The sequence below is a fragment of the Chitinophaga tropicalis genome (assembly GCF_009758205.1).
Classification (GTDB): domain Bacteria; phylum Bacteroidota; class Bacteroidia; order Chitinophagales; family Chitinophagaceae; genus Chitinophaga; species Chitinophaga tropicalis.
On the sequence record NZ_WRXN01000003.1, the window covers coordinates 149,080 to 169,610 of the forward strand.

At 44.4% G+C, this 20,531-nt stretch carries 16 protein-coding genes and 1 pseudogene; 6 read left to right on the top strand and 11 right to left on the bottom strand.

Annotation, left to right across the window (positions count from 1 at the left end; genetic code table 11):
* Nucleotides 1-205: 205 nt before the first annotated feature.
* From GO493_RS08745 to GO493_RS08775, 7 genes are all read right to left on the bottom strand, one after another.
* A complete protein-coding gene (locus GO493_RS08745; RefSeq protein WP_157305766.1) occupies nt 206-799 on the bottom strand; it encodes a hypothetical protein in 594 nt (197 codons plus the stop codon).
* Between the two features lie 377 nt (nt 800-1,176).
* Complete coding sequence (locus tag GO493_RS08750; RefSeq protein ID WP_157305767.1) at nt 1,177-1,926, bottom strand: hypothetical protein; 750 nt, start codon at nt 1,924-1,926, stop codon at nt 1,177-1,179.
* A gap of 19 nt (nt 1,927-1,945) precedes the next feature.
* Nucleotides 1,946-2,437 (bottom strand): hypothetical protein, encoded by a 492-nt coding sequence (locus GO493_RS08755; protein WP_157305768.1) that lies wholly within the window; start codon nt 2,435-2,437, stop codon nt 1,946-1,948.
* Between the two features lie 529 nt (nt 2,438-2,966).
* Complete coding sequence (locus tag GO493_RS08760; RefSeq protein WP_157305769.1) at nt 2,967-4,781, bottom strand: OmpA family protein; 1,815 nt, start codon at nt 4,779-4,781, stop codon at nt 2,967-2,969.
* A gap of 12 nt (nt 4,782-4,793) precedes the next feature.
* Nucleotides 4,794-5,825, bottom strand: a complete 1,032-nt coding sequence (locus GO493_RS08765; RefSeq protein WP_317165412.1) for a PorP/SprF family type IX secretion system membrane protein — start codon at nt 5,823-5,825, stop codon at nt 4,794-4,796.
* On the bottom strand, nt 5,801-9,544 hold the full coding sequence (locus GO493_RS08770) for a T9SS type B sorting domain-containing protein (RefSeq protein WP_157305771.1): 3,744 nt from the start codon (nt 9,542-9,544) through the stop codon (nt 5,801-5,803). The genes GO493_RS08765 and GO493_RS08770 overlap by 25 nt, the downstream gene beginning before the upstream one ends.
* Before the next feature lie 125 nt (nt 9,545-9,669).
* Nucleotides 9,670-9,864 (bottom strand): hypothetical protein, encoded by a 195-nt coding sequence (locus tag GO493_RS08775; protein WP_157305772.1) that lies wholly within the window; start codon nt 9,862-9,864, stop codon nt 9,670-9,672.
* Nucleotides 9,865-10,493: 629 nt separating this feature from the next.
* Here GO493_RS08775 and GO493_RS08780 point away from each other — a divergent pair.
* From GO493_RS08780 to GO493_RS08805, 6 genes and pseudogenes are all read left to right on the top strand, one after another.
* Nucleotides 10,494-11,987: a serine hydrolase gene (locus GO493_RS08780; protein WP_157305773.1), complete on the top strand. Its 1,494-nt coding sequence runs from the start codon at nt 10,494-10,496 to the stop codon at nt 11,985-11,987.
* A 208-nt stretch (nt 11,988-12,195) separates the two neighbouring features.
* Nucleotides 12,196-12,750: an AAA family ATPase gene (locus tag GO493_RS08785; protein WP_157305774.1), complete on the top strand. Its 555-nt coding sequence runs from the start codon at nt 12,196-12,198 to the stop codon at nt 12,748-12,750.
* Nucleotides 12,698-12,889 (top strand): annotated as a pseudogene (locus GO493_RS08790) (helix-turn-helix domain-containing protein); the annotation flags it as partial. The gene GO493_RS08785 and the pseudogene GO493_RS08790, both read left to right, overlap by 53 nt.
* A 247-nt stretch (nt 12,890-13,136) precedes the next feature.
* Complete coding sequence (locus tag GO493_RS31420) at nt 13,137-13,382, top strand: hypothetical protein (RefSeq protein ID WP_157305775.1); 246 nt, start codon at nt 13,137-13,139, stop codon at nt 13,380-13,382.
* Between the two features lie 35 nt (nt 13,383-13,417).
* Nucleotides 13,418-14,272 (top strand): AraC family transcriptional regulator, encoded by an 855-nt coding sequence (locus tag GO493_RS08800; RefSeq protein WP_157306122.1) that lies wholly within the window; start codon nt 13,418-13,420, stop codon nt 14,270-14,272.
* Between the two features lie 63 nt (nt 14,273-14,335).
* Nucleotides 14,336-15,163, top strand: coding sequence for an NAD-dependent epimerase/dehydratase family protein (locus GO493_RS08805; protein ID WP_157305776.1), 828 nt, complete (start codon nt 14,336-14,338; stop codon nt 15,161-15,163).
* A gap of 292 nt (nt 15,164-15,455) precedes the next feature.
* Here the strand turns inward: GO493_RS08805 and GO493_RS08810 are convergent, their stop codons facing one another.
* From GO493_RS08810 to GO493_RS08825, 4 genes are all read right to left on the bottom strand, one after another.
* Nucleotides 15,456-16,028 carry a hypothetical protein gene (locus GO493_RS08810; protein WP_157305777.1) on the bottom strand — a complete coding sequence of 191 codons (573 nt, stop codon included), beginning with the start codon at nt 16,026-16,028 and terminating at the stop codon, nt 15,456-15,458.
* A 390-nt stretch (nt 16,029-16,418) separates the two neighbouring features.
* A complete protein-coding gene (locus GO493_RS08815; RefSeq protein ID WP_157305778.1) occupies nt 16,419-17,126 on the bottom strand; it encodes a DUF2071 domain-containing protein in 708 nt (235 codons plus the stop codon).
* 138 nt (nt 17,127-17,264) lie between these two features.
* Nucleotides 17,265-18,986 (bottom strand): IlvD/Edd family dehydratase, encoded by a 1,722-nt coding sequence (locus tag GO493_RS08820; RefSeq protein ID WP_157305779.1) that lies wholly within the window; start codon nt 18,984-18,986, stop codon nt 17,265-17,267.
* Between the two features lie 12 nt (nt 18,987-18,998).
* Nucleotides 18,999-20,531, bottom strand: coding sequence for a SusD/RagB family nutrient-binding outer membrane lipoprotein (locus tag GO493_RS08825; protein WP_157305780.1), 1,533 nt, complete (start codon nt 20,529-20,531; stop codon nt 18,999-19,001).

A 20,531-nucleotide genomic window follows, 5' to 3' on the forward strand; every position in this document is an offset into this window, starting at 1 on the left:
TTATGTAGCCGGAATCGGAGGCCTGCCAGCCAACTGATAGCGTAATAGTACTAAGTAACAACGGCGATGCGTTCTAATTTAGACTTACCTATTATGATACTATGATGAGATGAGCTGTTGTTCCATAATTACAATATTTTAATTCGAAATATGATCTGAGCTTCGGTTCGCGAGAGTTCTCTCTTATTCATAGAGAGACTTATGCTCAAATGCCTTGCCTGATAATGTCTCGCGCGATATAACCAATCTTGTATACGGCACTCCTGGATTTTCGAAAGCCTGGATGGCTGAAGCCTAACATGTGCATGTATTCGTGCATGTAGTGTCCGGCTAGGGATGCAGTATCTTTTGTATCGTAGAATTTTTTGAGCTTTTCCCTGCATATTGCCGTTACGCCATCACCCCGCCCGTCTATTCCAATTGTTCCCGCCCATGATCCTGGTTTGCAATTGTTGATCCATCTGGTACCATCTTGCTCAATGGTGATGATCCGTGCATGCAGGTCGACGACGGAATCTTTTCCTCCAGGTCCTTGTACTTCATGAGCGTTCATTATCTTCTCCCAGATTTTTTGACTGGTTAAGCCATTTGTTCTGGTGAAGGAGCCCTGGCGGACGGCATTTTTGAATCGGGTTGAGTTTAGGACAACTTGTAGCTTTTCGCAGGCTGCGTAAGCGAAACTTTCGTAGTCTTCATAGCCGGTGAGTGTGTGCATTTTGACGGATACTTGCGCCCGACTGGATTGCGTGAACAGGAGTGTGGCTAAGATGCTGAGTGAGAGTGGTTTGGGGATTGTCATAATGTTTGGTTGTGGGACAAATATACTCTATGATGGACATACAGCAATGTAAAGTTAATTATCTTTAGAAAAATTGAAATTTATGTGATGGATGATTATCATCATGAAAGAGCAGTATCTTTAATATCCTGTACCTTGCCTTGTAATGTTTTTGAAGAATAAATAAGTATTGTGATTTTTCGATAAGGATAACTTTTTCTATAGTTGTGAAAATTCACATTCTGTTGGAAGGGACTACTCGGGGAGAAAACGCTATCAACAATAAAACAGCTCAATTAAGTAAACAGAAGAACGAAAAGTGCATGTCATTTGTGATGCAACCAAAATGAAAACATCGATGAGATTTTACTCATCGATATTTCGGCAGTAGAAATGAATTATAATGCCCTTGCACTCAGCGACTGTGTAATAGTAATAGTTATTGGGGGACGAGGTTGAATGTTAGCTGGCATTACCGCCGTAAATGTACCATAGACGTTAACTATGAAAGAAAGGGCAACTCCTTCAATCATGACTGCCCCCTGGCAAGAACCACTATATGATCCGCTTCCAGCGGATGTATACATTGTAATAAATGATTCATTAATCGTGCCTATGCCAGAATAGGTGATATGGGGTTGCGTCGCATCTGTGCCCAAAAATTGTTTTGTTTGAAAATTCTTCGTCACACCATTATCTGTAGATATCCAGCTATATCCAATGTCAACAGTCGTATTGTAGGTAGTTGAAATAGAAGTTAAATAGGCACTACCTACAGTAGCACCAGACACTATACTGTTATGATAGTGATAAACATCAGTTCCTGAATTTGCAAGTGTACCTACACCCCGACGAACGTTTTGCATTTCAACCGATGTCAGTTCCATTATTTGAGAACTCTGAACGCTCATTTTGTTAAGTTGTTGAAAAAACTCGTATGCTTCCTTATAGGTGTCAAACTTAGGCATTGACTTTTCGTTTTCCAGAGTACGCGCTGTAGATAATGGCTGCAACTTCACTTTTTGTTCCAACAATGCTTTATAATCTGGTTGCGCAAGTTTTGTTAGAGTGGGGGATTTATCTTCTTTGCTACAGCTTGTAAAGAAAATGGTGAACATTGTAGCAACAGTAATAGAGAATTTTTTCATGTGGGCTAATATATTTAGGTTAAAAGAAACGCATATTTTTAATAGGCACATTCTCATCCTGTGGGATCGAAGTAGGAAGCTTTAAGAGGCTATCTGGAATAGAGGTGGCTGTTATAGCTGATATGATGAATAGTACTTGTCCCTGAGCCTGAGTTCCGTTCCAGGCAGGAACCTGAATACTCATAACCTCAAAGGGAAAATCCGATAAGAAATTATTAAGCGGTGAATGCAACCCTAATTTATTTTTTGAATAGTAGAACGTTATAGTATCTATATCATGGACGGCTATTCCTTTAAAACAACGTAGCCCAGCTATCCAAACCGAATCTTCCTGCCTGATGATGGCCTTTCTGTTCTGAGTGTTAGGATTTGTTCTATAGAAAATCTCGAATTGGTTTTGAGGTAATGGTGTTTTCGAGATACGAAGTAAGGAGTCTTTATAATAATATATATAACTCATCTGTTTGCTCCTGTCAATCAAATAAGAAGGATGTGCCAGACTTGCTGTCAATGTACTCCTAATTATACCACGTTGAGTAGTTGTCGTAGACTCATTCTGAGTCAAAGTGTCTTTTCGTAGAATTAAACTATCGTGTATATAATACCTGTAAGCATAGTATGCTGCAGTTGCAGTATCTATTTTTATTCCATTTGGGATAAAATACATACGGATATCTACGATACCCTGATCAGCCTTCGACCTCAATATTAAAGGATGTACAAATAGATAAAAGAGGGAAATGATCAAAATGTGGTGCATCGAGGTTCGGATTAACGAGGTAACTGATGAGGAACTTATATTAACATGTAATGTTAATATTAATACCCAAGCCTCCTTACATTAATCATAACCAATTATACCCGGATTTTAATGTGCCAAGGGCCGGAATACATGTCAATGTAATTACATCATGATGTGGTCCAGGTAGAGCGTACGGTGGAGAATAAAGGTGACAAGCTGCCGGAAATAGAGGTAGCCTTGATGCCTGGATTTTTGGATGGTACTTCAGCTCAGGCCCGGGAAAGCAGTAATGAGCTGCTTAATAAATTACTCTCAGCGTAGAGCGCCTGTTCTTTTGGTGCTCTGCTTCACTACAAGGTACACCGTCTCCACAATCATTTACCAGCCCTCTTTCTCCCAGGTTCTCATAATAAAGATGGCTTGGGGGAATTCCCTGTTTGATGAGGTAGTCAATGACAGCATAACAACGAAGTGCAGTAAGGTTATTATTGTATTCGAATGACCCACGACTGTCAGCATAGGAATATATCATGAGCTTCCAATCCTTATGTTGTTTTAGTACGGTGGCCACTCTGTCTAATAATTCTTTAGAGCTTGTCAGCAATATACCACTGTTATAATCATAATAGAAACAAAGCTGCTCCAGCTTATGAATTAAGCCAGTATCGACAGCTTTAGGTGGATTTATTGTTTTTGCTATACTATCCTGGGCTTCAGGTGCTGGAGGAGGTGTAAGTACGGGCGCAACTGGTTGAAGATTTTTTAAATTTTCAGTAAAATGATTATCCAGGAAATGATATACGTCATCTCCTCCAGTACCACCTTCGCGGTTGGATGAAAGGTAGCCTTCATAATGATTGTCTTTCATGATAAATCCCAGGTCATCACCTCCGGAATTATATGGGTTCCGAAGGTTCAAAGGGGGCGTCCATTCACCCCGGCTACCGGATGCACGGAAGATATCGAACCCTCCTATACCAGGATGTCCTTTACTTGAGAAATAAAGTGCACCGTCTTCATTGATCGTAGGGAAGCTTTCTTCCCAACGGGTATTTATTTCACGACCACAATTTTTAGCCTGCCCCCAGGCGCCATTTGCCTGTTGCTCGCTATACCAGATATCTGTTTTGCCTACCCCGCCGGGCCGGTCAGAAACAAAATAAAGTGTCTGTCCATCCTCACTTAGCACCGCATTGCCGGTATAACTACCTGGAAAGTTCAATGTGGTTAAAGGCAGTAGTGGCGACCATGTGTCGCCCTTCCTTACAGACATGAATAAGGACATTAACCGTTCTCCATTCAGGGGGCCTTTCCGGGTTTTATTGAAAACATCCTTATTGGCTTCGCTTAATGTAATATAGGCAGTATCTTCCCGCCTGTTGAAGCATACGGGCCCTATATGATACGGGAGTTTTTTAAGCAGATCCGGCAATACTTCTTCCAGGTAAGTATTTGCGTTGCTACCTTTCTCGTATTGCCTATAAATATATGGTTTAAAATATGGCTCATTCACTCTGAGATCAATAAGGGGATTCCGCTCAGACCCTGTGCTGAGCGACATTTTACGATATCCATTTGAAACCAGCAGCAATCCTTTTTTTACGACCCCACTTATCCAGTCAGCACCTTCAGAATTCAGCTCTTTAATACTTTCTATCGCAACGGTGGAGCCTGCGGACTTCCATTTAACAGCGCTATCACAACCGGACAGCAGGAGCTGTTTCCATTGCAGGCTATCGGCATTAGTAGTTTGATAAAGTGCTATATATTTTCTTGCGGTATCATAAGCTCCTATACTCATCTGCATTTCTCCATAATATAAGTTAGCATAGGAAGGCTTCTCGGGGCGACCGAGCAGACGTAAATAATAATAACCGGCATCTTCGAACCTGGCCATCTCTACATAACAATGTGCCAGTTTTTCCAGTACAACAATTGGGGTCTTTCTTCCCTTCCTTTGCTCCACCTTGCCATACAAACCAGCAGCTACTGCATATTCCTGGCGTACAAATGCTTCATTTCCCAGCTCTTCCAGGCTTTTATCTTCCTGGGCTTTTATCTCCGGCGATATGAACAAATATATGATGACGAATAGTATTGGATAACGTAACATATCATTCTACATTTAAAAATAGCGGGGGCTATAAACACTGAACTTCCTTGAAGGAAACAGGATGCCAATTGATATTTCATGAGAGCCACCCTGTGCATCTCTCATCTGGTTAATATTCAGATCGTAGGCGTAACCTATTCGGTATCTGCCGGAAATATAATATTCAATGATAGCACTTGCAGCATTTCGTTGCTCCAGCCTGGACGGAAGCTCTTTCTTCCATATAGGCACAGATGTTCTGTAAGAACCTCCAATCCATAATACCTGGTCTATTAACAACATTGTTGTAAGATCCACAGCTGTAGGGCCATTAAGGTCATCTTTAAGCATCAGGGAGGGTTTAAATTTCAGATGTTCGGATATTGGCGCCATGCAGCCAGCAGAGAGGTACAGGTGCCGGGTCTTCCGGATATTTTCATAGTTATAGCCTTTCCATTTAAAATCGGAAGTGATCACATTGCTAAAGAGGTCCAGTACAGAAGCACTGATAAAAAAAGAAGGAGAATGGTAGAATATTCCAAACCTTGCATCCGGTGAAAAGGCATTCACACCACCAGCAGGGAAAACAGCATCTTCCGGATCAAAGTATTGCAGGCTGTTTCCATCCAGGTGATACTGGGAGATGCCTATTCCCAATCCAAAGCTTAGCCTGCGTGTGTTGTCATCATCCAGAGAAATGATGTACGAATACGAGCCATATACTGAATAGGATTTTTGTGGGCCCAGCATATCATTTGTTAACTGAAGTCCCAGCCCTATAGCGGTGCGGGACTTCATAGGATGTAATGGGCCATCCACGGATACTCCCGCTGTACGGGGGGCTCCAGGTAAACCTGTCCATTGCTGCCGGTAATTACAGTTTAGATACAGCGCATCTTTATAGCCAGCATAAGCTGGATTTACACTCAGCCCATTGAAAGCATACTGGCTAAACTGCACATCCTGCTGGGCACGTATCCGAAACGAGATCAACATTAATATTGCACAAAGGCAATATTTTAATCCTGCATGCATATTTATTATTTTCTTTTTAATAGGATCCATCCTGTATATGTCTTCTTACTATCCACACCTTCTATTACCAGTTTATAGTAATAAGTCCCTTCGCTCAATCCTGCCCCATCCCAATTGTTATTGTAAGCGGCCGACTGATAGACCATATTTCCCCAGCGATTAAATACGAACAATGATGCAGGTGGATATTTTTCAAGTCCTTTTATAATAAAATATTCATTCTTTCCATCCCCGTTCGGGCTCATGGCATTGGCAAAAACTAATGCTGCATCTCCGGGAATAGTGACTATGGTTGTACCTGTATCTCCTGTGCAATCTGGCGATGCAGGATCACAACCGGAGGTCGGTTTTGTACTGGTGCCATCTGTTGCTGATGCTGTGTTGACAATTACGGGGATGCTATCCAGGTTGTCAGCAGCTTTTACAATCATCGTGATCGTTGTGGTGGCGCCTGTCGCTATTTCCCCTACATTCCAGGTGACGATGTTGGATGCAGGATCATATGTCCCGTTGTTGCCTGCACTTACAAAAGAGGTATGTTCAGGTATGGGATCAGTGACCACCAGGTGATCGACGGCTACATTGCCTGTATTCCTGATATGGATGGTATAAGTAAGTGCTTCATCAGGTTTTACCTGATCATTGCCGGAGGCGGTCACCACTGTTTTCCAGCATTCCCAGTTATTCAGCTTATCTACAGGGATATTGGTAGAAGGGCCACTGGTAGGATTTGTATCAGGATTACCGGGATCATTAGTCATTGGTGGAGAAGTAGGCTGGTTGCCTTTTCCATTGCCGTTATCTACTCCGGCAGTATTGATGATATTTGTTGCACCGGTAAGATCACTGGCTACTTTCACAATAAAGCTACGGGTGATATCTGCTGACCCTACTGGAATTTCAGCGATGGTCCAGTAGAGTTTTTTGTTACCATCGGGTGTGATCCCTTCATCTGCACTTACAAACTCCGTATAGGCGGGGATGGTATCTACTATCCTGACGTTTTCGAGCTTTATACTACCTGTATTGCGGATATGTATCGTGTAGGTAATGAGGTCTCCTGTAGTAACGCCGCCTTTAGTACCGGAAGGAGTATATTGGGCACTCTTCCAGTTCAGGGACAGCTTGCCGTTATCTACAGGGATCTTTGTGGAAGGCTCGTCAGGATCCGGATTAGTTTTTGGATTATTTGGATTGGATGGATCGGGTGGTGTAGTTGGATGCTGGCCTGTGCCATCACCGTTATCTACATCGGCGGTATTGGTGATATATCCGGCGTTGGTCAGGTCACTGGCTACTTTGACGATAAAGCTGCGGGTGATGTCTGCTGACCCTACAGGGATATTAGTGATCGTCCAGGTAAGTTTGCCATTTCCATCTGGCGTGATGCCGCCATCTGCACTTACAAATACGGTGAATGCAGGGACGGTGTCTATGACATTGACGTTGTTCAGCGCCACATTTCCGGTGTTCCTTATATGAATGGTGTAGGTGATCTCATCGCCTGATTTTACCGTTCCATTCTTACCTGTTCCCGTATAGGCCGCGCTTTTCCAATTAGCGGACCTTTTGTTATTTTCTTCCCAGTAAATTAAACCTCTTCCTCCGCCGGCACTCATATAGACCCTTCCTGCAACGTTCATGTCTCCTATCAGCAACGGCGCGCCTGCGAACTTATGGGCGTCGTCGTTTATCCTGGTCCATGTAGCACCTTGATCTGTTGATCTGAAAAGTCCCGTCACGCCGGAGACTGTTCCCCAGATGAAGATAACAGGATAGCTGGATCCGGACATCGCCTTTCCTATCCCAACTGTTTTACAATAAGTTACATTTGAAACAGTCGTATAAGCTGCTCCATAGTTAGTTGAATATTTTAATCCATTGCGGCCAAGCGGTACCCACACATGCCCTTCAAAGCCCGGTACTGTCCGGATCAAGGCCGCCTCCCACGGATAATTCGCGGTTGACGCGCCCGGCGTGCCCGCTACTGAAAAACTGACTCCTTTATTGGAGCTTCTCAGCATTTGCCCGTTAGTTGGATTGTATATATAAAAATAGTTCGGATTTACCTGGTCAGCGACCGGAGAAGCGTCTCTGAGGGATACCCCTGAACAGTCAGACCAGGCGCCTCCGTTGTTCGTCGTATAGTAGGTAGTTGCCGAACCTCCGGGGCAATGTAGTATAGTCCCTCCGTCTGCGCTGATGGCCACCCTTCCATCTGTACCTTTATTAGTGGCGCATCCCATCCATGAAGCACCCTTATCAGTGGAATAGTATACAACGCTTCCTGTGTTCGCAGCTCTTACAACTTTGCTTGTGTTGCCGGCAGCATAAGCGATGCTCTGGTTATTCTGATCTGAAGGTGCGAGTTTATTTGCGGGATAAGAAGTCAGCGGCTCATGCACAAAGCCTGTTACATCTCCAAAGGAAGAAATAACCGGCCCTCCGGGAATGCTTATCCCGTCAAGCAACGCTGTTTCTTCAATCCCGATCACATCGTATTTCCACGTAGGATTTACGGCTGTAATATCCGAACATGTATATATTCCGCCTCCGCCGACCACCCGCACTTTTGAAAGATTGGACTGGTCAAACTCGATACAGTCCATCCAATTAACCGCACCTCCGTCAGACCATCCCATGCCGTTACTATCATAGGTGGCGTTCCTGCCGTTTTTAAGCGTCCAGGTTGATCCGCCATCGGTAGAAAGGAAAACAAAGTCTCCCCAACCGGTACCAAACTGGTTGTTCCAATACAAGCCGCAGGAAGAAACTACTACCCGGTTAACATTAGTCGGGTCTATACTTACGCCTCCGTATGAATAATCCTTCGAATGAACGGGGGTAACGTTTGTCCACAGACCGGTAGCTGTGTTGAGCTTATACAACTTCCCATCTCCTCCACTGGATTGCGGGCCCGCATCGTCCGAATAGGTAACATACATGGTAGTTCCCTGCAGCGCAGCCCTGCGAGGCATAAAACCGGTGGTTGCAGAGATGTCGGTAAAGGTTGTTCCTCCATCTGTACTTTTATAAATATTTGCGCCTCCCGTGCGGGAAACACCTATGTACATGGTTTGAGTTGCGCCGCCCACTACGCTGCCGGAGGGATCATAAACCACAAAACATATTCCGTTCTCATTAGGAGTAGTAGTTACGCCGTTCCAGGCAAGGTTCCAGGTAAGGCCGGCATCTGTACTCTTCCATAATCCGTTTGCCCGGGTTCCACAGAATAATATGTTACTGTTGTTCGGATCTACCACCAGACGTTCTCCGTTTCCGCGTCCGGGCCCATTTCCATGCGCTTTAAATTTAGCCGTAACATCTGTATAGGTAAAAGTATTTCCTTTGTCCGTAGATTTCAGTATAGCCGTTCTTCCGCTGTTGATATAGGAGGTGCCGCAAAGCATATACACATTATTAGGGTTCTGTGGGTCCAGCGCCAAAGCTTCCACACCATAAAATCCATTTTCAGACTCGTCAAGCCAGTCTAGCAGCTCAATCCATTTATTGTTCGCTGCATCCCAGCGGTAAGCTCCGCCTACATCTGTGCGGCAGTACCTGTCGCCGGATGTTTTGTGGGTAACGATCCCAGTCACAAATCCGCCACCACCAATAGGTGCGTTTTTCCAGACATAGCTGGCGGTTTGGGCCCTCACTTGATAGCCCTGAAATACAATGATCAGGAGAAATAAACAAGGAAAGGCAAGTGCTTTCTGTCTGAATTGCATGTATCTTCTGAAGGACATGAAAAAGGAATTTTTCGTAGAGTTCAAATTATTTGCCACCCGCCACAATGGCATCAATGGTACGTTTATCAAGCGCGGTATTATTCCGCCTGTTCAAAGCACCGCCCGTATCCCGGTAAAAGGGTTTAATGCCATTGGCTATGAGCTGTCTGGTTACATAGGTCAAAGCCGGATTGTTTGTGTAACAGGCCAGCATGCACGAAAGCGGTGCCATGATCGTTCAATGGCAGTTTTTCAACAGCGGCGACCTTCTCTTTCTTGCAGGCCCACGCAATGGTAACAGGCGCACAGGCCAGTGTGCACAGGTTTGTGATCTTCATAGGTGTTTCGACAGATTAATGGATAAGTATATGATACGGTTAAGATTCAGGATAAATTGCTTGTTTAGCAGGAATTTTATTCACAGCCAATAAGTCGTTCAAAAAGGCAGAAGCCAACAGGCTAAACAGGTGCAATCTCAATTTCATATACGTCGGTTAGAGGCTGTAAAGCTATTATGTACCGTCTGAAAGCAGGGAGGGGGAATGTTTCAAATTGGGGCGATAAATGTTACAAATAGCTGGTTTTCATCGCTATCTTTTTGATAGAATCCGGTCATCCCGACTGATTATCAATTGAAGCTGAAGCCGCTCGCAGAGCTACCGTCCGGACACATTTTATTTCTATTTTTGAAATAAAAAGGTGCAAAGCAGGCATTTTTACGAATAAAAGATTTCAAAATACAGATTGGCATCCAGAAGATACCACCGGGTATTTCTGTTTTGGAGAGGAATAGTATTCATCCGGCAGACTGACAGAAATAAGAAAATTTAAACATGTTCTTATTTAATGGCATGTCTGTTGATGCGCAAAGACGCCAGAAGCCCGGACAACCCGGCCACAATTAATTAGCGTATTATCATTGTTAAGAAATAAGCGCTACATTTATCTACTTATCCCAACTTTATAAATGAAACATCAACTACTTACACGCTTTTCATTTTTGCCACTTTGTTTGATCACTGCCTTTGCTGGTGCACAATCTCTTACTACTTCCGATAGTATAGATCTTTTTGTAAAGAGCAAAATGCAGCAACGCCACATTCCTGCCTTGCAAGTAGCGGTTGTCCGGAATGGAGCAATCGTCAAGAACACAACTTATGGCATTGCCAATCTTGAATATGATGTCAAGGCAACTGATCAAACGATCTTTTCTGTTAACTCAATTACCAAAGCCTTTGCAGGCGTCGCTATTATGCAATTGGCGGAAGATAATAAGCTGAAAATTACAGATCAGCTGTCGAATTATCTGGACAGCTTACCTGATAGCTGGAAGAGTATCACTTTGCAGCAGGTGCTGACACATATCTCCGGACTGCCAGATATCATGAATGAGGAAGAGCAGGTTATGGGACATGGAGATGAGCAGGAAGCGATGCAAAAGGTAAAGCTGTTACCAATTGAGTTTAAACCCGGTGAAAAATTCAGGTACAACCAGACGGGCTATGTGTTATTGGGACAGATCATCACAAAATTAAGTGGAATGCATTTTACACGGTTTATCGAGGAAAGGCAGTTCAAACCTGCCGGTATGGTGCTGACACGGTTTGGCGACTCCTACGATGTAATTCCCAATTATGCGGGCGCCTATACGATGACCCGACAAGTGGGCGACCGCTTTATTCGAAACAGTACGCCGGGAAATAGTTATATGCAGTTTCCCGTGTTTTTCAGAACGGCTGCAGGTATACAATCCACGGCTACAGAGATGGCCAACTGGGTGATAGCTTTGAAGGGCGGGAAACTATTAAAACAGCCATCCAGCATTGAACTCTTGTGGACACCAGCTAAACTTAATAATGGAAAGACCGGCGGCTTTAACCTGTTAACAAATGGATATGCCTTGGGTTGGCCTACTGTAACCAGGGATGAGCATCCTGCTGTTGCACCCGTTGGCGGCGGACGGTCTGCATTATTCGTATATCTCAAAGATGACCTTTCTATTGTAGTATTGACAAATCTGATAGGAGGCAATCCTGATCAGTTTATTGATGAAATAGCAGGCTTCTATATCCCGGAGATGCGTGAAGCCAATGGTTTCGGGTTGCCGGCAAATCTGAAAAAATTGAGAACTGCCTTGCTGAAAGAGGGCTTCGACAAAGCTGTCGCCGTCGCTACCCGTTTGAAAAAGAAAGATCCGGCATTTCAACTGGGCGAAAATGAATTGAATAAATGGGGGTATCAACTCTTCGATCAAAAGAATATCAGCGCAGCGATAGCTATTTTCAAACTGAACGTGTCATTATATCCTCATAGTGCAAATACTTATGACAGCCTTGCGGAATTATTGGAGGCTGCGGAGCGGTATTCAGAAGCCTTAATCAATTACCGAAAAGTGATTGAACTAGAGCCCAAGAATAAACACGCGGCTGCAAGAGTACAAGCTTTGTCGGCTAAATATTAAAAGGGGGCTTGCTTAGGCTGCGGCGGGATTTTCTTTTATATACAAAACATGACCTCGTACTTTTTTATCGTGAACATGAGGTAAGATCTTTTAGGATTGTCAAAACATTGCCTGGCAGTTCGAAAACCATTGCTCAACACTGGAAAGACAGGTTCGCACTTGCGAATCTGTCTTATTTTTGTCGTATTTCACAAATCAAAATGAAAATATGAGAATTGCGATAATCGGTGCTCACCGGGTCGGTAAAACAACATTAGCGGAAGAACTTATGGCGAACCTTCCTGGATATACACTTGAAATGGAGCCATATTATCAACTGGAAACATCAGGGTATGAATTTTCAGAAATTCCTACTGCTGAGGATTTTATTGAACAGTTTAATTATTCGGCAAAACTGGTTTCTAAAAGCGAACGCAATGTGATATTTGACAGATGTGTCATTGATATCTTAGCCTATCTTCATGTTATTGACCCGGGAAGGAATATTCAACTGTTATTTGAAACAGCTCAAACTGTAATTGCCGGAATCGATCTTCTCGTGTTTGTTCCTATAGAAGAACCGGATCTGATTCCCGGCCATCAGACAGATCTGCCAAAACTTAGAGGCCTGGTTAATGATTTGCTCCATGATTGGATTGGGGATTTTGGCATAGAGGCAATTGAAGTCAGCGGTACTTTATCGAACCGCAGAGACCAGGTACTCGCTATAGACTGGCCAGACGATGCAGCAGATTATCCACGAGAAGCTGATCGAAAAGGCTAAGGAAAAATTATCTACGACGCGGCTGTCTCTAAGTGAGATCGCCTATCAGCTTGGTTTTGAGCATCCTCAATCTTTCAATAAATTATTTAAAAGCAAGACCAAACAAAGCCCGTTGGATTTCCGGCAGTCCTTCAACTGAAATGCCTATATACAATCTTTGAATAAGACGGTCTGGAAACGAAGGTAGTCATTCGGTATAGTCAGCTTTTTTGATGGCAATGAAATTTATACCTGCTGGTTATGGGATTGCTGTATCGCCCGCAGGAACCGCCTTGTTAAATTCATGCTCAACAGTACGACGGAAGATTTGAGCCTGTCATGTTTTGTTTTGATGAGGAGGTCCTCCGCCAGTTTCAGTAAAAGCACCAGAACCGCGCCGCAGTTTTTTGTCAGAACGAGCTATTATCGAGGTTGCTAAAAGTGAATGGATTTACAGCTTTATCCTATCGATAAAACCTTATTATAGAGGTGTTATGGAACCGGATGCCGCCTTTGAAGATGTAAAGTATGAGGAACTTTTGATTATCTTGTTGAGATTGCAACCTGAGCTTGCGGATATATTCTTTAATTTCGATACCCTTCAAAAAATTAATTTAGAAGCCTATATGAACCGCAACATAAGCAAAGACTAATTGATTAACTTCGCTTAATAATGATCATTAGAGTTATGCGCGGTACCACTTTTCCTGAAAATCTGAGCCAGAACAAAGGGATTCCTATACGTATTGTTTCTCCGGAGTTTGGACATATAGCGCCGGAGTTGGCAGCTCAATACGGATCTGCCCAGCGGCTGCCTTATTATTTCTTTCTTTTCGTTCTGGACGGGAACAGTCGGGAGGTTATCGATGGGGAAACTATTGAAGTTGGCAAAAATGAACTTTTTTTTGCCTTACCCCACCAGCTCAGGAAACTTAGTACAACTCGCCATAACGCATACTGCTATAAATTGGGGTTTGATGACGAGTGCCTTTCGCGATTGCCCAGAAAGTTCCCCTTTTTGCTCAACCCGCTGAACCGGCAAAAAATCAGTTTCCCGCCGGATGCTGCACTTAGGCTGTGGAACACTTTTAAGATCTTAAATGAACTGCTACGTACTGCTAATACTGAGCCGGAACTGATCCTGGCTTACGTAAACAGCGTGCTTACAGAAATAAACACCGCTTATTTTGTCTTGCATAAAAAACACACAGCAGGGAGCCTTGATACGTTTTTAGGGTTCAAGTTATTTGTAGAAGATAACCTTACAGATCAACCTGCCATAACGGAGATCGCGGAAAAGCTGGCCGTAAGCACAGATTGTTTATATAGGATCGTAAAACAGCATTCGGGTGTTTCACCTAAGGAATTCATCACCGACCGTTTGATTATAGAGGCAAGGCGTAGAATATATCATAATCAAAATACCTCTGTAAAGGAACTGGCATTTGAGCTTGGCTTCAATGATCCGGGGTATTTTTCGCGCTTGTTTAAGAAAGTAACCGGTAAAACGATAGCCGGCTTTTATCAGGATCTGTCCTTGTAAAAGCGGTTTTTGTCCAAACCATACTATTGCATTAGCCCCACCTTTGTCTAAAATAATTTAATTATGGACAGACAATTTGGTAAAATATTGGTAACAGGTGCGACCGGCTTAGTGGGTTCAAGGCTTTTGCCCCGCCTTGTCGAAGCAGGATATAATTGTTCGGCACTGGTACGTGGCAAAGAAGTTGCGGCCGGAGTAACAGCTATTGAAGGCGATTTGTTCGACCCGGCGACACTGCAAGCGGCAGTAAAAGATGTGAAAGTGATCATTCACCTGGCAGCCGTGTTCCGGTCGCCGGACACGGACCTGATCTGGAAAAGTAACCTGGAGGGTACACGCAACCTCATTGATACCGTAAAGAGCAATGCCCCTGATGCCCGTTTCATTTTTGCAAGTACCAGTCATGTTTATGACAAGAACAATCCGCACCCCGGCCGGGAGGACGATGCGCTTAACCCGCAGCATGCCTATCCGGCCAGTAAAGTTGCTGCGGAAAAGGAGTTGCGTGAAAGCGGGTTAAATTGGTCGGTTCTTCGCTTCCCATTTGTTTACGGGGATGGTGACGGCCACCTGGAAGATCTGCCCAAACACGTTACCGCTTCTAACTTTCATCCGGCTATGCGGGTGAGCACCATTCACCATCGCGATATATACACGGCCATCATGATGGCTTTGCAAGGGGCCATGGACGGACGGATAGTCAATATCGCAGATGAGGCCCCAACCACATTATACGAGCTATTGCAGCTTGTTGGCGAACCAATGGTTTCCTCAGCAGAGCCGCTGATGAATCCCTGGTATCTGCATGCCGATGCATCCCTGGCCCGTAGTTTAGGTTTTCAGGCCTCAGTGAGAACCGTCTATCAGGCGGCGCAGGAAAACCTGCTTTGAGAGCTGTAGCGTGTAAAGCCCCTGAATATCTCAGGAGCTTTACACACTTGTGTCCGGTTTACCTCATTTGTTACCATATAGTACATGACTGCGTTACGATGTCTACTATCTTTACCCAAAGGGACAAACTTTTATAAAATTTGTCCCTTGGAGTTTTAGAGAAAACGTTGCGCTAGCGCAGATATTAAATTTTATTCCGGAAGTTTGGTAATACCCGTTTTTTCAGGGATGTTGAACACATTATCTTCTTTTTCCCGTTATTATAGCAAGGGTTTGTTAATATTGAGATTATTCATTTTTTCGTCGGTGATGGCGGCATCTTGGGAGAGAGCTGCTCATATTGATACATCAGATTAATTTTCCCATTTTTATCAAACCGCCATGTTTCCTGCAGTTCTTTAGCTTTTGTTTTTCCATTTGCATCTGTTGAATACTCCCTGGTCCATATTACTACCCACTCTTCATCTCTATCCTTACTTCTGAGAGGTACCCAGGCATGAATAGAATCAACGACCTTGCCCATCTGTCCTCTCATCTTTTTAGCAGTAGCAATAAGTGAGTCCCTGCTGCCGGCAAACATATTACCATCAGCGAAAAACATGGTGTCAGTGTCTGCGAAAGAATTCTTTGAATTCTCAATTGTGTTGTTGTCCCAGTTTTGGTACAATTCGAGCAATGTTTGTGCGTTTTTTGCATCACCGATCTCAAAATCCGAAGAATAACTTGCCATATATGGGTAAGTCATGCTTTCATGTTTGGTTGAATCGGAATCGGATGTCTTTACAGCTTCCGTTGTTGGTTTGTTGGAGCTGGGTGTGCAGGATACTAAAAAAGCAATCGATACGAAAAGGTAAATCGTTCTCATAAAAATTGTTTCTAAATTTTTAAATAATAAATAAAGACAAGAGCGACGTCTGAAAAGTGAAGGGATTGGGGCGTATTACCTAATTCTAAGATAAGGATTTTTATGAACTCAAAAGTAAAATTTATGATGCATGTTGTTGAGGTTCAATATTTTTAATGTGCGAAAAGCAATCGAATGCTTATAAAGATAGAAATTGGAGCAGATATATTCTCCCGTACGAGGACTTTCAATAAAACTAAAAACTGTATTTTCTGAATTTGCTATACTATATCCGCTTCTGAAACTGTTGGAATATCTTACTGTAACCATTGAACTGGAGGAACGGAAAACACGGGAGGCTTTTTATGGGGATATGGTTTAGGTAGTTGATGGAACACGCTTAAAGCATGATTATCCTCGTTTCACACTACTCCATTCATGTTCTATTCCAGTCATTAAAAGCGCGTTATCAAACTGAACCGATCCCTTAGGAAAAATACTCTCATTCTCAAAAAAGCTGGAATGTACGGTCTGTACCTCAAGTGGTCGCACTTTCCAAGTGTAAGTCTGCAGCTTTAATCCTTCGTATTTCTCGTTGTTCGGCGAATAGCCTACAGCGCCTTTTTCAAAAAAGCTTGATGCATTCTCCAATGTCTCAAATATAGAATTCGAGGCAAAGTGATCTGTTGCTACTGCGTCAATGGATATACTAGTATTGTCGGAGCTGGTAAAATCAATATGGTAACTATTATTAGCTTCCATGACATTGAATTTAGCTAAATAATGTATTCCCGGAAATAACCGTCCGCCTACAAGAGTATTTAGTTTCAATGATGTGTCACGCCTCGGAATGTAAACACCTTCCCTGATTGCACCTCCTTCCTCCCACTCAACGGCAATCCGGTGTGCTCCGTTTTCAGAAGAAATGCCGATAAAGTCAGGAAGTCCTTTAGGTTTAATATGCTTCAATCTGATGAGGCAAATGCCTACAATCGCTTTACCTTTATATATCTTGGCCTTGAATGGTTCAGGAATAATCTTTTGAACAGTATTTGGGTCAGCCGTAAAGTTCACGAGGATCCGACGATCAATATAGCCATGTATTATGGGTATCTTCATATTCAAATATAAGTTTAGCCGCCATATAAATATACGACACGCTGGTTGATTTCTTTCCGAGTAACCCAGGTGAGCAAGCCAGTAGCGGTAGCACAATCATGCTCAATAGTGTTACTATTGATGCCAGCGACCTACATCTCAATGAAGATCCCTGATCACCTCCGCTCCTGAACCATTCCGTAATATATCCAGGTCTGCACCGAGATGTGCCTGTTGCACATGATCAATATAGAATTTAACATACCCACGGGTTGCCATAGGGGCAGGCGGCTGCCAGCTTGCTTTGCGTGCGGCCAGCTCTTCATCGGTAATATCAAGATGCAACTTCCTGGCAGCTACATCCAGCTCAATCATATCTCCGTCATGTACGAGAGCCAGTACACCTCCTATGGCTGATTCCGGCGATACATGCAATACTACTGTACCACCTGCCGTACCACTCATGCGGCCATCAGAAATGCGTACCATATCTTTAACGCCTTTTTGCAGGAGTTTCATCGGCAGATCAACATTACCTACTTCCGGCATCCCGGGATAACCCACAGGACCGGCACCTTTTAAAACTATCACACAGTTTTCATCAATATCCAGGTCCGGATCGTCGATACGGGCGATATAGTCTTCTATACATTCAAAGACGACAGCCCGGCCGCGATGTTTGAGTAAATGAGCAGATGCAGCGACAGGCTTAATAACAGCTCCCTGCTCGCATAAATTTCCTTTCAGCACAACCATCCCGGCTTCTGATTGCAAAGGGGCCTGTAACGTAGCAATGACATCCGTGTTGTAACAGGGGGAGATCGTACAGTTGTCGCAAAGGCTTTTCCCATTAACAGTTATGACATCTGAGTTCAGATAGGGTTGCATCTCGCGGATCACCACCGGCAGCCCCCCTGAATAATAGAAGTCTTCCATCAGGAATTTTCCCGAGGGCTTAAGGTTGACCAGCAGGGGAACCCTGCTACCGGTGACATCGAAATCCTCCAATGAAAGCGGAACACCGATGCGACCAGCAATAGCCAGCAGATGGATGATAAAATTTGATGAGCCGCCAATTGCAGAATTGATCACAATGGCATTTTCAAACGCATTCCGGGTGAGTATACGGGAGAGCTTAAGGTCTTCCTTTACCATTTCTACAATACGACGCCCACTTAACTGGGCGAGCAGTTTTTTACGTGCATCCACGGCTGGAATAGCGGCGGCGCCGGGTAATGTCAGCCCCAGGGCTTCCGACATACACGCCATCGTACTGGCAGTACCCATCGTCATACAGTGGCCCTGACTACGCGCGACACCCGTTTCTACTTCCAGGATGTCTTGCATGGTGTAGTTTTCCACGCCTTGTTTCTCCTTTATCATCCAGTTAAATGTGCCGCTTCCGATGCATTCACCACGAAAATGTCCATTAAGCATAGCACCGCCTGGTATTACAATCGTAGGCAGGTCTACACTGCAGGCGCCCATAATAGTGCTTGGTGTGGTTTTGTCGCAACCGGTGAGTAGCACTACTCCGTCAATAGGATTGGCACGGATCGTTTCTTCAACATCCATGCTGGTCAGGTTACGGAACAACATCGTAGTTGGCCGCATGACCGTTTCACCTAGCGAAGTGACCGGGAATTCAAATGGAACGCCTCCGGCTTCCAATACGCCGCGCTTTACGACTTCGGCTATGTCACGAAGGTGACCATTGCAGGGAGTAAGCTCGCTCCAGGTATTACAGATCCCGATGACAGGCCTGTTCATGAAATAATCATCGGGATAACCCTGGTTGCGGAACCAGGACCGGTGTACAAAACTCATTTTATCCTGTTTGCCGAACCAGTCGGAACTCCTTAACTTTTTCTGTGTGCTCATTGCCGGTATCATTTATTGCTCGTCCCACCAGATTCTTGTACTTAACTTATCAGCTCCCTGCCTGGATATTGCCTCGTTTACATTTTCACTATTTACACTTAGCTCCGAGGTAGGATAGGTGAGTCGCCGGATAAAGGTACCCTCGGGTACATCCGGATTGCCAGGTTGGCCATATGGGTTAGGAGATAGTTCAGGGAAACCACTTCTTCTGAAATTGGCGAAGGCTTCCGGACCATTCAGAAAGGACGCGATCCAGTATTGGGTATTGATCTCTTTCAGCTCATTGCCGGCCGAAAGGGGATGGGCAGCTATGTATGCGTCACGGGCATCGGCAATAATGGCACTATTAGGATCGTATACTGCCATTTGATCCATATGGGCGGCAATACCATCAGTATAGTATTGAGCTGCGGTCCCGGTAGTGATCCAACCCCTGAAACGGGCTTCAGCCAGCAGCAGGTTGGTTTGGGCCACCGTTACAAGGAAAACAGGGGAAAATGTTTTGAGCATTCTGCGCCGGTCAACCTGGCTATACTCATAAAAACTGGCCAGGCCATCGGCAGTGGCGGCAGCTGCAATGGTGCCATTGTCCCGGCCGATAGGCATACCGATTTGTTTGGTGGGATCAGTAGTGCCGGCGGCTACGGTTTGTCCTGCCCCGCTGGTGGCGCCTATGTACCTGATGGCAATTGCTGATAATCGTGGGTCGTTGGAATTTTTCAGCTGGTCTGCAAATGGTTTGGCCAGGTAAAAATTCGCAGCCTCACCGCCATTCAAGGTAGCGCCAATAGGTTGGGTATAGTTGGCGTCGTGCCTTATATACGCGTTGTCTGCATTAACAGTAATCACACCGCCTGCTACGGCTGCCTGCACGGTGCTCTGTGCTTTAGCCTCATCTACTTTACTCAATCGCATACCAGCCCGCAGCAACAGGGAATAGGCAAATTTTTTCCATTTGGCTACATTGCCGGCATATAACAGGTCTCCTGTTTCAATAACAGCGGTGGTATTGAGTGCTGCCGCCGCTTCTGTGAGTTCCTGTATAATCGATGGATAAATGTCCTGCTGACGGTCGTATTTGGGAAACAGTGCACCGGTAGTCAACCCGGCGCCACCCTCCAGGTAGGGAATATCTCCGTATTCGTCTGTTAATATCATAAAAACGTATGACTGGTAAATGCGGACCATGTTGTAAATGTTGCTGCGGTTGGGCAGATCCTTAGCCCGTGTACGGGCATCATAGGTGTTTTTGATCACGCTTTGATAGTAGGCAGTCCACAGGGGTTGTGTAGTTACATCGCGACTGTCCTGGTTAAAATTAGCGCCGGCAAGTACACCGCCATTAGGCGATATCATCTGTTGCACTATTCCCACATCGAATACCAGTGACTTAACCGGAAATGAAGTGTTTATAATGGCCTGGTTGAGCAACAGGACCGGATCCAGTGAGGTTGAATTGGTTTCGTTGACGTTCAGATCACTTAATCCCTTATCACAGGCAACAAGCGAAAACGATATAATGATGGATAATAAGATCTTTTTCAT